This is a genomic window from Roseomonas sp. KE2513 (genome assembly GCF_016107305.1).
Classification (GTDB): Bacteria; Pseudomonadota; Alphaproteobacteria; order Acetobacterales; family Acetobacteraceae; genus Roseomonas.
Genome location: NZ_RCVR01000002.1, coordinates 191,457 through 206,949 on the forward strand (window position 1 = coordinate 191,457; position 15,493 = coordinate 206,949).

Annotated in this window: 15 protein-coding genes and 1 tRNA gene; 11 read left to right on the forward strand and 5 right to left on the reverse strand. The window is 69.8% G+C overall.

Features of this window, described 5'->3' with window-relative positions; translation table 11 throughout:
• Positions 1–7 precede the first annotated feature (7 nt).
• The 5 genes from fdhF to D9599_RS03115 all read left to right on the forward strand — a co-directional run bounded on the left by fdhF (position 8) and on the right by D9599_RS03115 (position 5,816).
• Positions 8–2,857: a formate dehydrogenase subunit alpha gene (fdhF, locus tag D9599_RS03095; protein WP_198379761.1), complete on the forward strand. Its 2,850-nt coding sequence runs from the start codon at positions 8–10 to the stop codon at positions 2,855–2,857.
• Positions 2,838–3,656 (forward strand): formate dehydrogenase accessory sulfurtransferase FdhD, encoded by an 819-nt coding sequence (gene fdhD, locus D9599_RS03100; protein WP_198379762.1) that lies wholly within the window; start codon positions 2,838–2,840, stop codon positions 3,654–3,656. Before fdhF ends, fdhD begins: the two co-directional genes overlap by 20 nt.
• A complete protein-coding gene (locus D9599_RS03105) occupies positions 3,653–3,937 on the forward strand; it encodes a formate dehydrogenase subunit delta (protein ID WP_309228523.1) in 285 nt (94 codons plus the stop codon). Before fdhD ends, D9599_RS03105 begins: the two co-directional genes overlap by 4 nt.
• Positions 3,938–4,013: 76 nt before the next feature.
• Positions 4,014–4,724 carry a metal-dependent hydrolase gene (locus D9599_RS03110; RefSeq protein WP_198379763.1) on the forward strand — a complete coding sequence of 237 codons (711 nt, stop codon included), beginning with the start codon at positions 4,014–4,016 and terminating at the stop codon, positions 4,722–4,724.
• 66 nt (positions 4,725–4,790) lie between these two features.
• Complete coding sequence (locus D9599_RS03115) at positions 4,791–5,816, forward strand: 4-hydroxyproline epimerase (protein ID WP_198379764.1); 1,026 nt, start codon at positions 4,791–4,793, stop codon at positions 5,814–5,816.
• On the opposite strand, the gene D9599_RS03120 is transcribed toward D9599_RS03115, so the two are convergent.
• On the reverse strand, positions 5,813–6,274 hold the full coding sequence (locus D9599_RS03120) for a VOC family protein (protein ID WP_198379765.1): 462 nt from the start codon (positions 6,272–6,274) through the stop codon (positions 5,813–5,815). The genes D9599_RS03115 and D9599_RS03120 overlap by 4 nt on opposite strands.
• A gap of 225 nt (positions 6,275–6,499) precedes the next feature.
• Here D9599_RS03120 and D9599_RS03125 point away from each other — a divergent pair, with 225 nt between their 5' ends.
• The 3 genes from D9599_RS03125 to D9599_RS03135 are packed head-to-tail and all read left to right on the forward strand — an operon-like array spanning position 6,500 to position 7,727.
• On the forward strand, positions 6,500–7,201 hold the full coding sequence (locus D9599_RS03125; RefSeq protein WP_198379766.1) for an ATP12 family chaperone protein: 702 nt from the start codon (positions 6,500–6,502) through the stop codon (positions 7,199–7,201).
• Complete coding sequence (locus D9599_RS03130) at positions 7,198–7,473, forward strand: acylphosphatase (RefSeq protein ID WP_198379767.1); 276 nt, start codon at positions 7,198–7,200, stop codon at positions 7,471–7,473. Before D9599_RS03125 ends, D9599_RS03130 begins: the two co-directional genes overlap by 4 nt.
• 56 nt (positions 7,474–7,529) lie before the next feature.
• Positions 7,530–7,727, forward strand: a complete 198-nt coding sequence (locus D9599_RS03135) for a hypothetical protein (RefSeq protein ID WP_198379768.1) — start codon at positions 7,530–7,532, stop codon at positions 7,725–7,727.
• 3 nt (positions 7,728–7,730) lie between these two features.
• On the opposite strand, the gene mtgA is transcribed toward D9599_RS03135, so the two are convergent.
• On the reverse strand, positions 7,731–8,438 hold the full coding sequence (mtgA, locus tag D9599_RS03140; RefSeq protein WP_198379769.1) for a monofunctional biosynthetic peptidoglycan transglycosylase: 708 nt from the start codon (positions 8,436–8,438) through the stop codon (positions 7,731–7,733).
• A gap of 336 nt (positions 8,439–8,774) precedes the next feature.
• Between mtgA and D9599_RS03145 the strand changes: the two genes are divergently transcribed.
• Positions 8,775–10,145 (forward strand): DEAD/DEAH box helicase, encoded by a 1,371-nt coding sequence (locus tag D9599_RS03145; protein ID WP_198379770.1) that lies wholly within the window; start codon positions 8,775–8,777, stop codon positions 10,143–10,145.
• A 44-nt stretch (positions 10,146–10,189) separates the two neighbouring features.
• Here D9599_RS03145 and ybaL read toward each other — a convergent pair whose 3' ends face one another.
• Positions 10,190–11,893 (reverse strand): YbaL family putative K(+) efflux transporter, encoded by a 1,704-nt coding sequence (gene ybaL, locus D9599_RS03150; RefSeq protein WP_232480071.1) that lies wholly within the window; start codon positions 11,891–11,893, stop codon positions 10,190–10,192.
• A 94-nt stretch (positions 11,894–11,987) separates the two neighbouring features.
• Positions 11,988–12,707: a lipoyl(octanoyl) transferase LipB gene (lipB, locus tag D9599_RS03155; RefSeq protein WP_198379772.1), complete on the reverse strand. Its 720-nt coding sequence runs from the start codon at positions 12,705–12,707 to the stop codon at positions 11,988–11,990.
• A 23-nt stretch (positions 12,708–12,730) separates the two neighbouring features.
• Here lipB and D9599_RS03160 point away from each other — a divergent pair.
• Positions 12,731–12,816, forward strand: a tRNA-Leu gene (locus D9599_RS03160).
• Positions 12,817–12,930: 114 nt separating this feature from the next.
• On the opposite strand, the gene D9599_RS03165 is transcribed toward D9599_RS03160, so the two are convergent.
• Positions 12,931–13,134 (reverse strand): hypothetical protein, encoded by a 204-nt coding sequence (locus D9599_RS03165; RefSeq protein ID WP_198379907.1) that lies wholly within the window; start codon positions 13,132–13,134, stop codon positions 12,931–12,933.
• A 94-nt stretch (positions 13,135–13,228) separates the two neighbouring features.
• On the opposite strand from D9599_RS03165, the gene D9599_RS03170 reads away from it, so the two are divergent.
• Entirely contained in the window at positions 13,229–15,493 is a 2,265-nt protein-coding gene (locus D9599_RS03170) for an NADP-dependent malic enzyme (RefSeq protein ID WP_198379773.1), read from the forward strand.

The following is a 15,493-nucleotide window of genomic DNA, read 5'->3' on the forward strand; positions in this document are numbered from 1 at the left end:
TCGACGCATGCCCCTGATCCAGGAAACCGACTTCGGCACGCCGATCCGGCTGGCCGAGAACACCGTGACGCTCACCATCGACGGGCAGGCCGTGGCGGTGCCGAAGGGCACCTCCGTGATGGCGGCCGCGATGACGCTGGGAACGAAGGTTCCGAAGCTTTGCGCGACCGACAACCTGGAGCCCTTCGGCTCCTGCCGCCTCTGCATCGTGCAGATCGAGGGACGGCGCGGCTTCCCGGCCTCCTGCACCACGCCCGTCGAGGCGGGGATGGTGGTGCACACGCAGAACGAGGCTATTGCCAAGCGCCGGCGGGGGGTAATGGAGCTCTACATCTCCGACCACCCGCTGGACTGCCTCACCTGCTCCGCCAACGGCGACTGCGAGCTGCAGGACATGGCCGGCGCCGTCGGGCTGCGCGAGGTGCGCTACGGCTATGACGGCGCGAACCATCTCGACGCGCCGAAGGACGAGAGCAATCCGTACTTCACTTTCGAGGCGTCGAAGTGCATCGCGTGCTCGCGCTGCATCCGCGCCTGCGAGGAGGTGCAGGGCACCTTCGCTCTGACGATGGAGGGGCGCGGCTTCGATTCGAAGGTCTCGCCCGGCGGCACGGACTTCATGGGTTCGGAATGCGTCTCCTGCGGCGCCTGCGTGCAGGCCTGCCCGACGGCGACGCTGAACGAGAAGTCGGTCGTGGCGCTGGGCACGCCGGAGCACTCGGTGGTGACGACCTGCGCCTATTGCGGCGTCGGCTGCTCCTTCAAGGCGGAGATGAAGGGCGACAGGCTCGTCCGCATGGTCCCCTACAAGGACGGCAAGGCGAATGAGGGCCATTCCTGCGTCAAGGGGCGCTTCGCCTTCGGTTACGCAACGCACAAGGACCGCATCACGAAGCCGATGATCCGCACGCGGATCACCGATCCCTGGCGGCAGGTGAGCTGGGAGGAGGCGGTGAGGCACGCGGCCTCCGAGCTGCGGCGGATCCAGCGGGACTATGGGACGGACGCGATCGGGGGGATCACCTCCTCCCGTTGCACGAACGAGGAGACCTTCCTTGTTCAGAAGATGATCCGCGGGGCCTTCGGGAACAACAACGTCGATACCTGCGCGCGCGTCTGCCACTCGCCCACGGGCTATGGGCTGAAGACGACGCTCGGCACCTCCGCGGGAACGCAGGATTTCGCTTCGGTGGCAGATGCCGAGGTGATCTTCGTCATCGGCGCCAACCCGACGGACGGGCATCCGGTCTTCGCCTCCCGCATGAAGCGGCGGCTGCGGGAGGGGGCGCGTCTGATCGTCGCGGACCCGCGCCGCATCGACCTCGTGCGGACGCCGCATGTAGAGGCGGACTATCACCTGCAACTGCTGCCGGGCACCAATGTCGCTCTGATCAACGCCATCGCGCATGTGGTCGTGACGGAGGGGCTCGTCGCCGAGGATTACGTGCGCGAACGCTGCGAACTCGCGGAGTTTGAGAGCTGGGCGCGCTTTATCGCGCAGGAGCGGAACTCGCCGGAGGCGGTGGAGCCGATCACGGGCGTGCCGGCGCGGATGCTGCGCGAGGCGGCGCGGCTCTACGCCACCGGTGGTGCCGCGGCCATCTATTACGGGCTGGGCGTGACGGAGCACAGCCAGGGCTCCACCACCGTCATGGCCATGGCGAACCTCGCGATGGCCACGGGGAACATCGGCAAGCCCGGGGCGGGCGTGAACCCGCTGCGCGGGCAGAACAACGTGCAGGGCGCCTGCGACATGGGCTCCTTCCCGCACGAGTTCTCCGGCTACCGCCACGTCTCGGACGACGCGACGCGGGAGATGTTCGAGGCGATCTGGGGCGTGCCGCTCTCGCCCGAGCCGGGGCTGCGCATCCCGAACATGCTCGATGAAGCGGTGGGCGGCCGGTTCAAGGGCCTCTACGTGCAGGGGGAGGACATCGCGCAATCCGACCCGGACACGAAGCACGTCACCGCCGGGCTGGTGGCGATGGAATGCGTGATCGTGCAGGACCTCTTCCTCAACGAGACGGCGAAGTACGCGCATGTCTTCCTGCCCGGCTCTTCCTTCCTGGAGAAGGATGGGACCTTCACCAATGCGGAGCGGCGCATCAACCGCGTGCGGAGGGTGATGGCGCCGATGGGTGGGCTCGCGGATTGGGAGGGGGTGATGGCGCTCTCCAACGCGCTCGGCTTCCCGATGAATTACCGCCACCCCGGCGAGATCATGGACGAAATCGCGCGGCTGACGCCGAGCTTCGCGGGCGTTTCCTACGCCAAGCTGGAGGAGGTCGGCTCCCTTCAGTGGCCGTGCAACGAGGACGCGCCGCTGGGCACGCCGATGATGCATGTGGACCGCTTCGTGCGCGGCAAGGGCCGCTTCATGATCACGGAGTTCGTGCCGACGGATGAGCGAACGGGGGTCAAGTTCCCGCTGGTCCTGACCACGGGCCGCATCCTCTCGCAGTACAACGTGGGAGCGCAGACGCGACGGACGGAGAACAGCCGCTGGCACGAGGAGGACGTGCTGGAGATCCACCCCTTCGATGCCGAGTTGCGGGGCATCGAGGACGGGGAACTGGTCTCGCTCGAGAGCCGCTCCGGCGACATCTCGCTGCGCGCCAGGATCAGCGAGCGGATGCAGCCGGGGGTGGTCTACACGACCTTCCACCACGCCTCGACGGGCGCCAACGTCATCACGACCGACTACTCGGACTGGGCGACCAATTGCCCCGAATACAAGGTGACCGCCGTGCAGGTGCGCCGGACGAACCGGCCCTCCGCCTGGCAGGAGGAATTCGCCGAGGGCGAGACGAGGCTGAAGCGCATCGAGGCGAGGTTGGATGTCCCTGCCGCCGAGTAGCCGGCCCGCCGAGGTGCTGGCGGTGGGGGCAGATGGCAGCCTCCGCCCCGGTATTCGCGCGGTGCCGGAGGAGGTGCCGGTCAGCCTCGTCTACTCCTCCGTTCCTTTCGCGGTGATGATGCTTACGCCGGGCGATCTCGAGGATTTCGCCTATGGCTTCAGCCTGACGGAGGGGATCGTCACCGATGCCGCGGGCATCCGCGAGGTGGGGGTGGCTGAGGAGGAGCGTGGATTGCGGCTCGACATCCGGCTCGCCCCTTCGGACCTCAGCGCGCATCTTTCGCGCCGCCGCTCCATCGCAGGGCGTACGGGCTGCGGACTCTGCGGCATTGAGGAGCTGGACCAGATGCCGCAGGCGGCACGTCCCGATGGGCCAGCGCCCATAATCGACACCGCCGCGATACGGCGCGCGCTGGCGGCGCTGGAGGCCGCGCAGCCGCTCAACGACGAGACGCGCGCGGTGCACGCTGCCGCCTTCGCCAGCGCCGACGGCACGCTGCGCGCGGTGCGCGAGGATGTCGGGCGGCACAACGCGCTCGACAAGCTCGTGGGCGCGGTGATGCGCGGCGGCATCGCGGCGGCGGAGGGTTTCGTGGTTGTGACCAGCCGCTGCTCCTTCGAGCTGGTGGAGAAGGCGGCCGCCATGGGCGCGCGCACGCTCGTCGCGATCTCGGCGCCCACGGCGCTCGCGCTCGTTCGTGCGCGGGCGCTCGACATGAACCTCGTGGCGGTGGCGCGGCGGGATGCGGTGGCGGTCTTCCATGGGATGGATCGCGTGAAGGAGACGGCGCGCGCGTGAGCGACAAGGAAGAGAAGCTGGCCCGCATGGCGAACGGGATTGCGGACTTCTTCCGCTCCTATCCGGCGGAGGAAGCCCGGGCGGGCATTGCGGACCACATCCGGTCCTTCTGGACCCGCGTGATGCGGGATGAACTGCACCAGTTGATTGCCCATGGGGGCGGAGGGCTCGATCCGTTGGTGCTCGGGGCATTCAGCGGCAAGACCTTGGGCGAGAGCCCGATCCTGAAGGAAACGGGCGGCCCGGATGAGGTCGGACAGCTGGGGAGCGACGCGGGATAGGCCCGACGGGCGCCGCAGGGTGGCTCGTCTTACCGCACTACGCTAAATCGGGCGGAGCTTTCGGCAAGGAGCAGCCATGAAGATCACCTGGTTGGGGCACTCGGCCTACCGGCTGGAGTTCGGATCGTCCGTCGTGCTGATCGACCCCTTCCTGACAGGCAATTCGAGCTTCACCGGAACGGTGGAGGATGCCTCGAAAGGCGCGACCCATGTCGTGCTGACCCACGGGCATGCGGATCATGTTGGCGATACCGTCGCTATCACGAAGGCGACGGGCGCAAAGCTCGTGACGAATTTCGAACTGTGCCAGTATCTCGGCCGCAAGGGCGTGGCGGCGACGGACTCGATGAACACGGGTGGCACGACCGACCAGGGCGAGTTTAGCGTCACGCTCACCATCGCCTTCCACTCCTCGGCGGAGATGGATGCCAACGGCGTGCTGCACAATCTCGGCCTGCCGAACGGCGTGGTGATTTCGCCGAAGTCGGCCTCCGAGCCGGTGGTCTATCACATGGGCGATACGGACGTGTTCTCGGACATGGCAATCATCGGCGAGCTGTACCGGCCGAAGGTCGCGATGGTGCCGATGGGCGACCGCTACACCATGGGCGCGCGCGGCGCGGCGCTGGCCATGCGCCGCTTCCTGCCGGATGTGCCGGTCGTGCTGCCCTGCCACTACCGCACCTTCCTGCCCCTGGCGCAGTCGCCGGACGACTTCCTGCGGGAGATGGGCGATCAGGCCGGCCGCGTGCGCGTACCGGCGGTGGGAGAGAGCTTTGAGGTCTGAAGCCCCCGCCTGTGCCTCCCGCCCGATCCCTCCTATAGCTTGAGCCCGCGGTAGGGGAGGTCTGGGATGCAGGAGATCGAAACGCCGGTGCCGCCCGGCGATCATACCTTTTCCTGCATCGACGGGCATACCTGCGGCAATCCCGTGCGGCTCGTCACCGGCGGCGCGCCGCATCTGCGCGGCGCGACGATGAGCGAGCGGCGGCAGGACTTCCTCACCCACCACGACTGGATTCGCCGCTCCCTCATGTTCGAGCCGCGTGGGCACAGCGTTATGTCCGGCTCCATCCTCTACCCGCCGACGCGCGAGGATTGCGACGTTGCGATCCTCTTCATTGAGGTCTCGGGCTGCCTGCCGATGTGCGGGCACGGCACGATCGGCACGGTGACGATGGCGATCGAGAACGGGTTGGCCAGCCCGGTGCGAGAGGGGGAGTTGCGCCTTGACGCCCCGGCTGGGCGCATCGTCGCCACTTATGAGCGCCGCGGGGAGCACGTGGACAGCGTGCGCATCCGCAACATCGCCTCCTTCCTCGCGGTGCCGGAGGTCGAGGTGGAGATGCCGGGAATGGGCCGGCTGCGCGTGGACATTGCCTACGGCGGGAATTTTTACGCAATCGTGGAGCCGCAGCCCGGCTTCGCGGGGCTCGAGGACCTTTCGGCCGATGATGTGCTGCGGCTGAGCCCGGAGCTACGGCGGCGGGTAAACGCGGCCGTCGCGGTCGTCCATCCTGAGGATGCCACCATCGCCGGCGTCAGCCACGTCATGTGGACGGGCCGGGCGCGGGATGCGAGGGCGCATGCCCGCAACGCCGTCTTCTACGGGGATCGCGCGGTGGACCGCTCCCCCTGCGGCACGGGCACCTCCGCCCGCATGGCGCAGCTCGCCGCGCGCGGAAGGCTCGACGTGGGCGACGAGTTCATCCACGAGAGCATCATCGGCACGCTCTTCGACGGCCGGGTGGAGGACCGGGCAGTGGTGGGCAACCACGCCGCGATCGTGCCGAGCATCGCCGGCTGGGCGCGCACCCATGGGATCAACACGATCTTCGTGAACGAGCGCGACCCGTTGCGCGCCGGCTTCCTCGTCTAGGCGGAGCCAGCCGTCTCGGCCTCGCGCGCGCAGGTCGCGGCGCCCTCGGCGGCCTGACCGGCGAAGTTGATCATCCAGGGCACGCCGAAGCGGTCCACGAGCATTCCGAAGCGCTCCGCCCAGAAGGTGCTCTCCAGTGGCATGCGCACGGCGCCCCCTTCGGAAAGGGCTGCGAAGATGCGCTCCGCTTCCGCTGCCGTTTCCGGCATGAGGTTGACGGAAAAGCCGCCCGGTGGGGAGCCGCAGCCCGGCGGTGCGTCCGAGGCCATCAGCATCGTCCCGCCGAGGTCCAGGCAGGCGTGCATGATCTTGTCTCCCCAGCCGGGGGGCATACCCGCTTCGGCCGGGGTGCCGCGGGCAGGAAGCATCGCGGTGATGTGGCCGCCAAGGATCTGCTGGTAGCGCGTGAAGGCCTCCTCGCAGGTTCCGTCGAAGAAAAGATAGGTGCTCGCAAGCATGCTGATCCCCCTGGCCTATCTGCGCAGGCGCTCCCTCTCCATCAGGTTGATATCAACCATTCGTGGCCACGTCAAACCTCATTGGCCTCCCTGGACGCCGCTGCCGCTGTGCATGCCGCCACGGCAAGTCGTCGCGGTCCCCTCCCTGCCCTTCTCCAGAGGGGACGAAATCCTTCCCTATCGACCAACTTGCCAGCCTACCCCCTGCGACCCCACTTGCGGCGCATGAAGCGATTCTGGGAACAAGCCGCCGTCCAGCCCATGGAACAGGGCTGGGGCATCGCCCTCGATGGTCGCCCGCTGCGCCTGCCAGGCGGCACCACCCTGCACCTGCCCAGCCGCCCGTTGGCGGAAGCGGTCGCGGCGGAGTGGGACATGGCCGGCGGGGGCAAGGGCAATGAGATGTCGATGGAGGAGGTGCCCCTCACCCGCCTCGTCGGCACGGCTGTGGACCGCATTGCACCCGACCCGGCGCCGAGTGCGGCCGCCATCGCCGAGTACGGGGAGAGCGATCTTCTCTGCTACCGCGCCGAGGACCGGAGGCTCGCGGCCATCCAGGCCGAGAACTGGCAGCCTATCCTTGATTGGGCGGCCTTGCAGCACGACGCGCCGCTGCGGGTGACGACCGGCATTGTCCATGTCACGCAGCCGCCGGACTCGCTTCGGGCGCTGCACGCCGCGGTGGCCGCGCACTCGCCCTTCGGGCTCTCGGCGCTCGGCATCGCGGTGCCGGCCATGGGAAGCGTGGTCCTGGGCCTGGCGCTCTCGGCGGGACGGATCGACGCGGCGGAGGCGCACCGGCTTTCGATGATCGACGAGACCTACCAGGAATCCTTCTGGGGCACGGATTCGGAAGCCGAGGCGCGGCGCGTCCGGATCGGTGCGGATGTCGCCCTCGCGGCGCGGCTGCTGGAGCTTTCGCGGTGACACCGCGGCTGCTGCGCATCCGTGGCCGCGTCCAGGGCGTCGGCTATCGCGCCTGGCTGGTGGAGGAGGCGACGGCGGCCGGCCTCAGCGGCTGGGTGCGCAACCGGGCGGATGGCTCGGTGGAAGCGCTGCTGGCCGGGGGGGAGGACGCAGTCGGCGCCGTGCTGCTCGCCACCCGCCGCGGCCCGCCTGGCGCGCGGGTGGACGCGATCGAGGAGAGCTTCGGGCCGTTACCGGAGGAGCCCGGTTTCCATAAGCGGCCGACCCTCTGACAGGGCATCCAGGTCCCTCTCCCTGCGTTCCCTTCACTGGAACTGAGGAGCCGATCATGAGCGACAAGCCGAGCCCCGACCCGAAGCCCGCCCCTGGCAATGACACTCACACGGAGGGCGGCGCCCCGACCGACCAGGCCCATGAGGATGCGGGCGACGGCACGCTCTCAGGCTCCGTGCCCGCCGGCCTCACCTCTCGCGAGCTGCGCGAGCTGGCCGAGAGCGGCAAGACCGACGATGGCGGGACGGGCTGATCCTTACCGCACACAGTCCAGCAGCGGCCCGAGCTGGCCGACCCGCCGCTCGATGACGGCGGCGCGGCGGAGGACGTGCTCGGAGGGCCGGGCCGCCGACCAGTTCAGCGGGCTGGGCAGCACGGCCGCGAGCCGCGCCGCCTCACGGAGGGTCAAAGCCGAGGCAGGCTTGTCGAAGAAGGCGCGCGCAGCGGCCTCGGCGCCGTAGAGGCCGGGGCCGAACTCTACGACGTTGAGATAGACCTCCATCACCCGCCGCTTCGGCCAGAGGATCGCGATCTGCGGGGTGAGCCAGGCTTCGGCCACCTTCCGCAGCGGGTCCCGGCCGGGCCAGAGGGCGATGTTCTTCGCCGTCTGCATGGTGATGGTGCTGGCGCCGCGCGGGCGCTCCCCGTCCCACCAGGCCTCGGCCTCCTCGCGCAGGGCGCCGAAGTCGAAGCCAAAGGGTTCGGTGCAGAAGCGGTTGTCCTCCCCGGCGATGACGGTCTGAGCTAGGGCGGGGGAGATCGAGCCGAGGGACACCCAGTCGCGGCGCATCTCGTGGCCCTGCACGGCGCGGATGAGCATCAGCGGCGTGACGGGCGGCGGGATGAAGCCGTAAACGAGGATTAGCACAGAGGGGAGCAGCGACAGGAGCAGCGCCAGTCGCGCCAGCCGCCAGCGCCAGCCTCGCCGGGCGGCTGGAAGGTGAAGGAGTTCTTGCCGTCCCATCCGCCGGTGGTGGCCGTGGCAGCCTCGCCGGTCAAGCGGCCCAGGAGGGCACCTTCCCCGCAGTGGCACTGATGCCCGGTGCCTGCATATCAGCCCCCTTTTCGTAACGAGGGAGGTTTCATCTTGCAGTGCAGCACGAAAACTCCCATATTCATCCGCGTGCCCGGCCCCATGCCGCGGCCACGCCTCGGCCGCGTGAGACGGCCGCCCCGCGCAATGATGCGCGCGGCCCTGACCGGGGCGTCAGATCTTCCGATACCCTTGGATGCGACCGGACACGCGGGGCGCTTCCACCCGCCTCAGGCAACCCGGGACGGGCTGCCCCGATTGGAATCCATGACACAGTTCAACGAACTCGGCCTCGCCGCGCCGCTGCTGCGCGCGCTTGAGGAAGAGGGCTACACCACCCCCACCCCGATCCAGGCCCAGTCCATCCCCGCCGCGCTCTCCGGGCGCGACGTGCTCGGCATTGCCCAGACCGGCACGGGCAAGACGGCGGCCTTCTCGCTGCCCGTTCTCAACCACATCGCCAACAACCCGCGCCGGATGCCAGCCGGCACCTGCCGCGTGCTCATCCTCTCGCCGACGCGGGAACTCGCTTCCCAGATCCATGAGAGCGTGCGTGCCTATGGCCGCCACATCCGGCCGCGCACCGCGATCATCTTCGGCGGCGTGCCGGAGAACCCGCAGAAGCGGGCGATGTCCACGGGCGTCGATATCCTCATCGCGACGCCGGGCCGGCTGATGGACCTCATCAACCAGCGCGCCGTGCGGCTCGACGGGCTCGAGATCCTCGTGCTCGACGAGGCCGACCAGATGCTCGACCGCGGCTTCTGGCCGCAGATCCGCAAGCTGGCGGCGATGCTGCCGAAGCAGCGGCACACGATGTTCTTCTCGGCGACCATGCCGGACGACATCGCGAAGCTGGCGCGCGAGCTAATGCCCGACCCCGTGCGCGTGGAGGTGACGCCCGTCGCCACCACGGCGGAGCGCGTGAATCAGCGCGTGATCCACACCCGCGCCGACGGCAAGCGCGCCATCCTGGCCGACCTGCTGCGCGGCGAGAATGTGGGCCGCGCCCTCGTGTTCAGCCGCACGAAGCACGGTGCCGACCGCATCGTGAAGCAGCTTGAGCAGGACGGTCTGGCCGCCGGCGCCATCCATGGCAACAAGAGCCAGGGCCAGCGCGAGCGGGCGCTGGACGCCTTCAAGCGCGGCACTGCGCCGATCCTTGTCGCGACCGACATCGCAGCCCGCGGCATCGACGTGGACGGCGTGACGCACGTGATCCAGTACGACCTGCCGGAGGTGCCGGAGACCTACGTGCACCGCATCGGCCGCACGGCCCGCGCGGGCGCCTCGGGCGAGGCGGTGGCGCTGGTGGCACCGGACGAGGTCGCCTACCTGCGCGCCGTGGAGAAGCTGACGCGCCAGCAGGTGCCGGCCGAGGGCGATATCCCGACCGGCCCCGTGCCGCGCCCGCCCTCCCGCCAGCAGCAGCGCGGCCCGCGTCGCGACGGTGGCGGCTTCGGCGGTGGTGGCCGCGGGGCGCCGCAGCGCCAGGGGCAGGGTCGCCCCGGTGGCGGCCAGTCCCAGGGTCGGCCCGGCGGGCAGGGTCGCCCTGGCGGCCAGCGCCGGCCGGAGTCGCTGGGCGGCGAGCGCAAGGACCGCTCCTGGCGGGAAGGCGATTTCCGCGACGGCCGGTGAACTGATCGAAGGGCGCCCCTTGGGGCGCCCTTTCTCGTTCCAGCCTATTCCGTCGCCCCCTCCAGCATCCGCCGGGCAACCTCGCTCTCGCTGAGGACGACGTGGTTCGCCCCGAGTCTCGCGAGGTGCTCCGCCGCCGCGTCGGAATGAGCGCGGGCGGTGATCTCCAGCGTGGCGTTCAGGGCGCGGGCCTGCTCGACGACCTGGCCGGCCTCGAAGGCCTCGGGCACGGTCACGAAGAGGCGGCGCGCGGCGGGAAGCCCGGCAGCGGCCAGCACCTCGGGGTCTGCGGCATTGCCGAGGACCGTGGGCAGCCCCACGGCCCGTGCGGCGGCGACACCCGCCTCCGCATCCTCGAAGACGAGCACGGGGCGCCCGGCGCCGACCAGTCCGGCCACGACACGGGAGCCCACGCGGCCGTAGCCGATGACCACGTCGTGGTCCGCCATCGCCGGCAGCTCATGGGCTGGATCGGCGGCTTCAGGCTGGGTCACCTCCGCCGCCGGTGCCGGGCGCGGAGGAGGCGATGCTTCCGCCACGGCGGGCAAAACTCGTGCCGCGGCCGCGCCGCGCCGCTTCTCCACGAGGACGAAGAGGAAGGGGTTGATCAGGATCGAGAGGATCGCCCCGGCGAGCACGAGGTCCCTCCCCTCCGGCGGCAGCAGGCCAAGGCTGCCGCCGAGCCCGACGAGGATGAAGGAGAACTCGCCGATCTGCGCGAGGCTGGCCGAGATGGTCAGCGCGGTGCCGGACGGATGCCCGAAGGCGCGGACAATGAGGTAGGCGACGACCGACTTGCCGAGCACGATGATGCCCACCACCGCCAGCACCGCTAGGGGGGCGTTGAAGAGCACGCCCGGGTTGAACAGCATTCCGACCGAGACGAAGAACAGCACCGCGAAGGCGTCGCGCAGCGGCATCGCCTCCTCCGCCGCGCGCTGGGAGAGCTGGCTCTCGCCCATCACCATGCCCGCGAAGAAGGCGCCCAGCGCGAAGGAGACGCCGAACAGCTCGGAGGCCAGGTAGGCAACGCCGAGGGCGATGGCATAGACGGCCAGCCGGAACAGCTCGCGCGATCCGGTATGGGCAGCGTGGTGCATCACCCAGGGGATGGCCCGGCGCCCCGCCACCAGCATGATGGCGACGAAGGCCGCGACCTTGCCGAGCGTGATGGCGAGGGTGAGCGCCAGGTCGCCTAGGGACAGCGCCGCCGCCCCCTTCAGCACCGGCGCGAGCGCGGGCAGGAGGACGAGCGCGAGGACCATCGCGAGGTCCTCCACGATCAGCCAGCCGATGGCGATGCGGCCGCGCTCAGTCTCGGCGATACGCCGCTCCTGCAGCGCGCGGATGAGGACCACGGTGGAGGCGACAGAGAGGGCGAGGCCGAAGACCAGCCCGCCGCCGATCCCCCAGCCCAGGAACCAGCCGAGCCCCATGCCCATCAGCGTTGCCGCCGCGATCTGCCCGATGGCGCCCGGTAGGGCGATGGCGCGCACCGCCATCAGGTCCTTCAGCGAGAAGTGCAGGCCGACCGCGAACATGAGCAGGATCACGCCGATCTCGGCGAGCTGGTTCGCCAGGTCCTGGTCGGCGACGTAGCCGGGCGTGAAGGGCCCGACCACGACGCCGGCCAGGAGGTAGCCCACCAGCGGCGACACCTTCACCCGATGGGCGAGCATCCCCAGGATGAAGGCCAGAAGGAGGCCGATGGCGATGATGGCGATGAGCGGCGCGTGGTGTTCGGGCAATGCTGTGTCCTGCTGCGGGTGAGACCGCAGCATTACGGCCACTTCACCCATCGGGCGAGCGATAAGGGCGTGACGAAGGGTTTCCGCGCGCCGCTCAGTCGCCGAAGACCTCCTCCCACGCGGCGCGTAGGGCGGAATCGACCTCCTCCATTGTCGCTGTGACGCCGAGCGCGTGCAGGCTCGTCACGCCGTGGTTGCTTATTCCGCAGGGGATGATGCCGCCGAAATGCGACAGGTCCGGCTCCACGTTCAGCGCGATGCCGTGCCAGGAGACCCAGCGGGAGACGCGCACGCCGATGGCCCCGATCTTGGCTTCGGTGCCGGCGGTGCGGTCCTGCACCCAGATGCCGACCCTTCCCTCCCGCCGCTCGCCCCGGATGTTGAAGCGGTCGAGCGCGCGGATCATCCACTCCTCCAGCCCGTGGACGAAGGCGCGCACGTCGCGGGCGGCGACGCCACCGTGGGGGCGGGTGAGGTCGAGCATCACATAGGCGGTGCGCTGGCCCGGGCCGTGATAGGTCCACTGCCCGCCGCGCCCGGCCTCGTAAGTGGGGAAGCGACTGTCGAGCAGGCCGTCGGGCTTGGCGGAGGTGCCGGCGGTGTAGCTGGGCGGATGCTCCACTAGCCAAACAGCCTCCCCAGCCGTGCCGGCGCGGATCCCGGCGACGCGGCCCTCCATTGCGGCCAGGGCCTCGGGCACCGTCACCCGACCCTCGGAGATGAGCCAGGAGACGGGCGGCGCCGCCACATCGAGGGCGGGCGCGGAATTTGGTGAAATGATCTCTGGTACCCCCGTTGCTGCCGACGCGCTCATCGGTTATACGCCGGCCCCTGCCTGCGGTCATGGCGGAATGGTAGACGCGCCAGCTTGAGGTGCTGGTGGGGGAAACCCCGTGGAAGTTCGAATCTTCTTGACCGCACCACTTCTTTTCCCGGTTGCCGCGGGGGCCAGCAGGGCCCCTGCCCGCGCCATGTAGCGCGACGGGCGCGCCCCTCCCAGGGGCCCGCCCTGCGGTTCCGGACGAAGCTTTCTCCTCTCAGGCGCTCTCGCGGTTCTCCGGCCGGCGGTTGACCATGCCCGTGCCGTTGCAGGCAATGCAGGGCTTGCCGATCAACTCGCCCGCGCCTTCGCATTCCGGGCAGACCACCTCGTCCGTACCCGGCGTTCCGACCGGCGCCTCGTCGCCGGGGCGCAGCATGCGCTTGCTGCCGGATGGGTTGGTTCCCGATGGTCCCGTCACTGCCGCCTCCTTTTCGAATACCTGGGGCGAACGTCCCGCGGGGGGCGCCGGTTCCCGGCTGGCGCCGGGCCGCCCGCGGCGCCATAACGGGGTGATGGACGAGGATTTCCGCAAGGCTGCGCTCGACTATCATCGGCTGCCGAGGCCGGGGAAGCTGAGCATCGAGCCGACGAAGCGCATGGCCACCCAGCGCGACCTGGCGCTCGCCTATTCCCCCGGCGTGGCCGCGGCCTGCATGGAGATCGCGGGCGATCCGGCCAAGGCCTACGAGTACACCACGCGCGGCAACATGGTCGCGGTCGTCACCAACGGGACGGCGGTGCTTGGGCTCGGCGCCATCGGCGCGCTGGCGTCGAAACCGGTGATGGAGGGCAAGGCGGTCCTCTTCAAGAAGTTCGCGAATATCGACTCCATCGACATCGAGGTGGAGGAGCGCGACCCCGAGAAGTTCATCGAGGCCGTCGCGGTGCTGGAGCCCTCCTTCGGCGCCATTAACCTGGAGGACATCAAGGCGCCGGAGTGCTTCGAGATCGAGCGCTCGCTGCGGGCGCGGATGAAGATCCCGGTCTTCCACGACGACCAGCACGGCACGGCGATCATCGTGGCGGCTGCCGTGCGCAACGGGCTGCTGCTCCAGGGCAAGCAGATCTCGGACGCGAAGATCGTGACCTCCGGCGGCGGCGCGGCGGCGCTCGCCTGCCTCGACCTGCTCGTCGCCATGGGCGCGCGGCGCGACAACATCACGGTCTGCGACATCGAGGGCGTGGTCTATGAGGGCCGCGAGGTCCTGATGGACCCCTACAAATCGCGCTACGCCCGCGCGACCAACGCGCGCACCCTGGCCGATGCCCTGCCCGACGCCGATGTGTTCCTCGGCCTCTCGGCGCCGCGGGTGCTGAAGGCGGAGTGGCTGCCGGGCATGGCGCCGAGCCCGCTTATCCTCGCGCTGGCCAATCCTGAGCCCGAGATCCTGCCCGAGGCCGTCAGGGCCGCGCGGCCGGACGCGATCGTGGCCACGGGGAGGTCCGATTATCCTAACCAGGTGAACAACGTCCTCTGCTTCCCCTTCATCTTCCGGGGCGCCCTCGATGCCGGCGCCACGACTATCAACGAGGAGATGAAGGTCGCGGCGGTGGAGGCCATTGCGCGCCTCGCCCGCGTGGAGGCGAGCGAGGTGGTGGCCGCGGCCTATGGCGGCCAGGCGCCGATCTTCGGGCCCGACTACATCATCCCCAAGCCTTTCGACCCGCGCCTCATCCTCGAGATCGCGCCGGCGGTGGCACGCGCGGCGATGGATTCGGGCGTCGCCACGCGGCCGATTGCCGATTTCGGCGCCTACAAGCGGGAGCTGGAACGCTTCGTCTTCCGCTCGGGCGACCTCATGCGGCCGGTCTTCGCCGCGGCCCGCAACGCCGGCCACCGCATTGCCTACGCCGAGGGTGAGGACGAGCGGACGCTGCGCGCCGTGCAGACCGTGCTCGACGAAGGCATCGCCGAGCCCGTTCTGATCGGCCGGCGGGAGGTGATCACCGAGAAGGTGCGCCGCATGGGCTTGCGGATGGACCTCGAGGGCAGCGTGACGGTGATCGACCCCGGCGCCGATACCGAGCTGAACGAAGCGCTGCTGCCGGTCTACGAGGCCAAGGTGGGCCGCCGCGGCATCCCGCCCGACGCGGCCGCACGCTCCCTTCGCACCCGCCCGACGGTCGCGGCCACCATGCTGCTGGAGACCGGGCGCGTGGACGCGGCCATCGTCGGCGGCACCGGCGAGTGGATGACCCACTGGCACCAGGCCTTCGACATTGTCGGCAAGCGGCCCGATGTGGGCCGGGTCTACGCCATGACCGGCGTGATCCTCCCGGCCGGCGCATTGTTCTTCGTGGACACGCACCTGCTGGTCGATCCCGACGCGGAGCAGGTGGCGGAGATGACCCATCTCGCCGCTGAGCAGGTGCGGGCCTTCGGCGCGACGCCGCGTGTGGCGCTGCTCTCCCACTCCTCCTTCGGCGCCTCAGACGCGCCCTCGGCCCGCAAGATGCGGCGCGCGCTGAAGCTCATCCAGGAACGTGACCCGACGTTGGAGGTGGACGGCGAGATGCACGCCGACGCCGCGCTGGAGCCGGCCATCCGTGACCGGTCGGTGAAGGACGGGCGGCTGACGGGCTCGGCCAACCTGCTCGTCTTCCCGAACCTCGATTCGGCGAACATCGCCTACAACCTGCTGAAAGCCGCCGCGGACGGGCTCCAGCTCGGGCCGATGCTCCTCGGGATGAGGAAGCCCGTGCACGTGATGGTGCCGACCACCACGGCACGGGGCATCGTGAACCTCTCGGCCCTCGCCGCCGCCCATCCGGGCTGA